At 46.4% G+C, this 5,465-nt stretch carries 1 protein-coding gene, 2 tRNA genes and 3 rRNA genes; 1 reads left to right on the top strand and 5 read right to left on the bottom strand.

Annotated elements, in window-relative coordinates; all coding sequences use genetic code 11:
* The 5 genes from rrf to ACFSRZ_RS16590 form a co-directional block, all read right to left on the bottom strand.
* Window positions 1–83 (bottom strand): 5S ribosomal RNA (gene rrf / locus ACFSRZ_RS16610); the annotation flags it as partial.
* 133 nt (window positions 84–216) lie between these two features.
* A 23S ribosomal RNA gene (locus tag ACFSRZ_RS16605) occupies window positions 217–3,084 on the bottom strand.
* 133 nt (window positions 3,085–3,217) lie between these two features.
* A tRNA-Ala gene (locus tag ACFSRZ_RS16600) sits at window positions 3,218–3,291 on the bottom strand.
* 100 nt (window positions 3,292–3,391) lie between these two features.
* A tRNA-Ile gene (locus ACFSRZ_RS16595) sits at window positions 3,392–3,465 on the bottom strand.
* Between the two features lie 132 nt (window positions 3,466–3,597).
* Window positions 3,598–5,117, bottom strand: a 16S ribosomal RNA gene (locus ACFSRZ_RS16590).
* A 99-nt stretch (window positions 5,118–5,216) separates the two neighbouring features.
* Between ACFSRZ_RS16590 and ACFSRZ_RS16585 the strand changes: the two genes are divergently transcribed.
* On the top strand, window positions 5,217–5,465 hold a 249-nt coding region (locus tag ACFSRZ_RS16585), incomplete at its 3' end, for a hypothetical protein (protein WP_379667700.1).

The raw sequence follows: 5,465 nt of genomic DNA, 5'->3' as shown, positions 1-5,465 counted from the left end.
AATTGCAGTACCATCGGCGCTATTGGGCTTAACTTCTCTGTTCGGGATGGGAAGAGGTGAGCCCCAATGCTATAACCACCCTAAGCTTTTAATCTCTTACTTGATAAGAGATCCAGTCTTATAAAGACCGTATATGTTAACATATTAGGTAAAAATAATATCATAAAAATCTTTTGTTAAAAAGAGTGCCTCCCCTCACTAGGAGGGGAAGTCGACGTACATAAGTCTATGGGTTATTAGTACTACTCGGCTACATACATTACTGCACTTACACCTATAGCCTATCAACGTTGTCATCTCCAACGACCCTTTAAAGAAATCTCATCTTGTGGTGGGTTTCGCGCTTATATGCTTTCAGCGCTTATCCCTTCCGAACGTAGCTACCCAGCAGTGCCCCTGGCGAGACAACTGGTACACTAGAGGTTCGTCCAACTCGGTCCTCTCGTACTAGAGTCAGATCCACGCAAATTTCTAACGCCCACAGCAGATAGAGACCGAACTGTCTCACGACGTTCTGAACCCAGCTCGCGTGCCACTTTAATGGGCGAACAGCCCAACCCTTGGGACCTTCTCCAGCCCCAGGATGTGACGAGCCGACATCGAGGTGCCAAACCCCCCCGTCGATGTGAGCTCTTGGGGGAGATCAGCCTGTTATCCCCGGAGTACCTTTTATCCTTTGAGCGATGGCCCTTCCATGCGGAACCACCGGATCACTATGCTCTTGTTTCCAACCTGATCGACTTGTAGGTCTCTCAGTCAAGCACCCTTATGCCATTGCACTCTACGCACGGTTACCAAGCGTGCTGAGGGTACCTTTAGAAGCCTCCGTTACTCTTTTGGAGGCGACCACCCCAGTCAAACTACCCACCAAGCACTGTCCTCATCTCTGAGTTAGGCTCTAGATAAGCAAAGGGTGGTATTTCAAGGTTGACTCCACAACGCCTAGCGACGCCGCTTCAAAGTCTCCCACCTATCCTACACATTACTTATCCAAAGTCAATACTAAGCTATAGTAAAGGTTCACGGGGTCTTTTCGTCCCGCTGCGGGTAATCGGCATCTTCACCGATACTACAATTTCACCGAGCTCATGGCCGAGACAGTGTCCAGATCGTTGCACCATTCGTGCAGGTCGGAACTTACCCGACAAGGAATTTCGCTACCTTAGGACCGTTATAGTTACGGCCGCCGTTTACTGGGGCTTCATTTCAGATCTTCGCCGAAGCTAAACCCTCCACTTAACCTTCCAGCACCGGGCAGGTGTCAGGCCTTATACATCATCTTTCAATTTAGCAAAGCCCTGTGTTTTTGATAAACAGTCGCCTGGACCTTTTCACTGCGGCCCCACCGGAGTGGGGCGACCTTTCTCCCGAAGTTACAGGTCAATTTTGCCTAGTTCCTTAGCCATGAATCTCTCGAGCACCTTAGAATTCTCATCCCAACTACCTGTGTCGGTTTACGGTACGGGTTCTTATAATCTGAAGCTTAGAGGTTTTTCTTGGAAGCCCTTAGGCACACTATCCACGCTGCCGAAGCTTTGTGGTACTATCGTATCTCAGCAAAGCCTAACTCTTAATCTGGCCCTATACCTAAATACTTTAACGAACTATTCCGTCAGTCCGCGGTGCTTTCATCACTCCGTCACCCCATCGCAATTATAAGAAGTACAGGAATATTAACCTGTTGTCCATCGACTACCCCCTTCGGGTTCGCCTTAGGTCCCGACTAACCCTCAGCTGATTAGCATCGCTGAGGAAACCTTAGTCTTTCGGTGAGGGGGTTTCTCGCCCCCTTTATCGTTACTTATGCCTACATTTTCTTTTGTAGCCGTTCCAGCAAACCTCACAGTTCACCTTCTACACAACTACAATGCTCCCCTACCACTTTTACAAGTCCATAGCTTCGGTAATATACTTATGCCCGATTATTATCCATGCTCGACCGCTCGACTAGTGAGCTGTTACGCACTCTTTAAATGAATGGCTGCTTCCAAGCCAACATCCTAGCTGTCTGGGCAGTCAAACCTCGTTTATTCAACTTAGTATATATTTGGGGACCTTAGCTGATGGTCTGGGTTCTTTCCCTCTCGGACATGGACCTTAGCACCCATGCCCTCACTGCTGAGAAACATTTTATAGCATTCGGAGTTTGTCAGGAATTGGTAGGCGGTGAAGCCCCCGCATCCAATCAGTAGCTCTACCTCTATAAAACTTTTACTCAACGCTGCACCTAAATGCATTTCGGGGAGTACGAGCTATTTCCGAGTTTGATTGGCCTTTCACCCCTACCCACAGGTCATCCAAAGACTTTTCAACGTCAACTGGTTCGGTCCTCCACTGTGTGTTACCACAGCTTCAACCTGCCCATGGGTAGATCACTCGGTTTCGCGTCTACTACTACTAACTATGGCGCCCTATTCAGACTCGCTTTCGCTACGGCTCCGTGTCTTAAACACTTAACCTTGCTAGAAACAGTAACTCGTAGGCTCATTATGCAAAAGGCACGCCGTCACCCGGTAAACGGGCTCCGACCGCTTGTAAGCGTACGGTTTCAGGTTCTCTTTCACTCCCTTACTTAGGGTTCTTTTCACCTTTCCCTCACGGTACTAGTTCACTATCGGTCTCTCAGGAGTATTTAGCCTTACCAGATGGTCCTGGCAGATTCATACAGGGTTCCACGTGCCCCGCACTACTCAGGATACCACTATCAATAACTTCTCTTACCTGTACGGGACTATCACCCTCTTTGGTCTGTCTTTCCAAACAGTTCCAGTTCAATTAGCATCGAATATCGTGGTCCTACAACCCCAGCATTGCCGTAACAATACTGGTTTGGGCTAATCCGCGTTCGCTCGCCACTACTAACGGAATCACTTTTGTTTTCTCTTCCTCCGGGTACTTAGATGTTTCAGTTCTCCGGGTTTGCCTCCTTTCGGATACTATGCCTTCAACATAGTGGGTTGCCCCATTCGGATATTTACGGATCATAAAATATGTGCTTCTCCCCGTAACTTTTCGCAGCTTATCACGTCCTTCATCGCCTCTGAGAGCCTAGGCATCCGCCATACGCCCTTACTTAACTTATTGTACTTTTTGCCTGATATTTCTATCAGAACGAGCTCTTTTAATTTTTAAAATATAGCTGTAAGTTTATTTCTAAACTTCTCTATCTTGATTCTTTACGATATCATTTTTACCAATATGTCAATGAACTTTGTTGTGGAGAATACCGGAGTCGAACCGGTGACCTCTTGCGTGCAAGGCAAGCGCTCTAGCCAGCTGAGCTAATTCCCCTTGGCTATCTCTAGCTTTAGAGTAATCCGAGCGACTTGTCACTCATCATCACTCAACTTCTAGAATTTCCTTAACTAAAATCTTATCTATATAAACTTAGTAGTCTTGGGCAGGCTCGAACTGCCGACCTCTACATTATCAGTGTAGCGCTCTAACCAGCTGAGCTACAAGACTGTCTCAGACAGTCAGATATAGAACTAATCCTATATCTTTTATCTTGAACTAAAGATCTTAGTCTTTCTTTTTTAAAATTAACAGCAAAGAGTAAAATAAAAACCCCTTTTGTAACTCACCATCTTTCTCTAGAAAGGAGGTGTTCCAGCCGCACCTTCCGGTACGGCTACCTTGTTACGACTTAGCCCTAGTTACTAGTTTTACCCTAGGCGGCTCCTTGCGGTGACCGACTTCAGGCACCCCCAGCTTCCATGGCTTGACGGGCGGTGTGTACAAGGCCCGGGAACGTATTCACCGGATCATGGCTGATATCCGATTACTAGCGATTCCAGCTTCACGGAGTCGAGTTGCAGACTCCGATCCGAACTGTGATATAGTTTGTAGATTCGCTCCTACTCGCGTAGTGGCTGCTCATTGTCTATACCATTGTAGCACGTGTGTAGCCCAGGACGTAAGGGCCGTGATGATTTGACGTCATCCCCACCTTCCTCACGGTTTGCACCGGCAGTCTCGCTAGAGTCCCCAACTTTACTTGCTGGCAACTAACGACAAGGGTTGCGCTCGTTATAGGACTTAACCTGACACCTCACGGCACGAGCTGACGACAACCATGCAGCACCTTGTAATGAGTCCGAAGAAAAGTCTATCTCTAGACCTGTCCCACTACATTTAAGCCCTGGTAAGGTTCCTCGCGTATCATCGAATTAAACCACATGCTCCACCGCTTGTGCGGGCCCCCGTCAATTCCTTTGAGTTTCAATCTTGCGATCGTACTCCCCAGGTGGGACACTTATCACTTTCGCTTAGTCACTGAATAATTCCAACAACTAGTGTCCATCGTTTACGGCGTGGACTACCAGGGTATCTAATCCTGTTCGCTCCCCACGCTTTCGTCCATGAGCGTCAGTATATACGTAGTAGACTGCCTTCGCAATCGGTATTCTGTGTAATATCTATGCATTTCACCGCTACACTACACATTCTATCTACTTCCGTATAACTCAAGTCAACCAGTATCAAAGGCAGTTCTACAGTTAAGCTGCAGGATTTCACCTCTGACTTAATTGACCGCCTGCGGACCCTTTAAACCCAATGATTCCGGATAACGCTTGCACCCTCCGTATTACCGCGGCTGCTGGCACGGAGTTAGCCGGTGCTTATTCTTACGGTACCGTCAAGTCTCCACACGTGGAGATGTTTCTTCCCGTATAAAAGCAGTTTACAACCCATAGGGCAGTCTTCCTGCACGCGGCATGGCTGGTTCAGAGTTGCCTCCATTGACCAATATTCCTCACTGCTGCCTCCCGTAGGAGTCTGGTCCGTGTCTCAGTACCAGTGTGGGGGATCCCCCTCTCAGGGCCCCTATCTATCGTTGCCATGGTAAGCCGTTACCTTACCATCTAGCTAATAGAACGCATAGCCATCTTTTACCGATAAATCTTTAATTATAAAGTGATGCCACTTCACAATACCATGAGGTATTAATCTTCATTTCTAAAGGCTATCCCTCTGTAAAAGGTAGGTTCTATACGCGTTACGCACCCGTGCGCCGGTCGTCAGCGGATTGCAAGCAATCCCTGTTACCCCTCGACTTGCATGTGTTAAGCCTGCCGCTAGCGTTCATCCTGAGCCAGGATCAAACTCTTCATCGTATATTTTTAATAATATATATGAATAAGTTTCAAAAGAATTTCCAAATTAGGAATGGTTTATTCTACTCTTTGTTTACGCTGTCAATTTCAATATTTTCAATGAACTCTCTAATCTTCTTAACAGGTCCTGTTTCAACCCTAAATCCAATTAAATCTTGTAGAAACACGAGAATCGAACTCGCTAATTTTTTATCTAAAAATTATTCCAAAATTTCTTGTGAACTTCGCTTGTTTCTCAAAGCGGGTGCAAATGTAAAAACTATTTTTTTATTCGCAATAACTTTTTTGATTTTTTTTCGATTTTTTTTACGCCTCAAAAAAAAAACTCAAACCCCTAAACAAACTTCT

This window comes from Pseudotenacibaculum haliotis (assembly GCF_042684245.1).
Taxonomy (GTDB): domain Bacteria; phylum Bacteroidota; class Bacteroidia; order Flavobacteriales; family Flavobacteriaceae; genus Polaribacter; species Polaribacter haliotis_A.
This window is presented reverse-complemented; position numbering and strand designations above follow the sequence as displayed.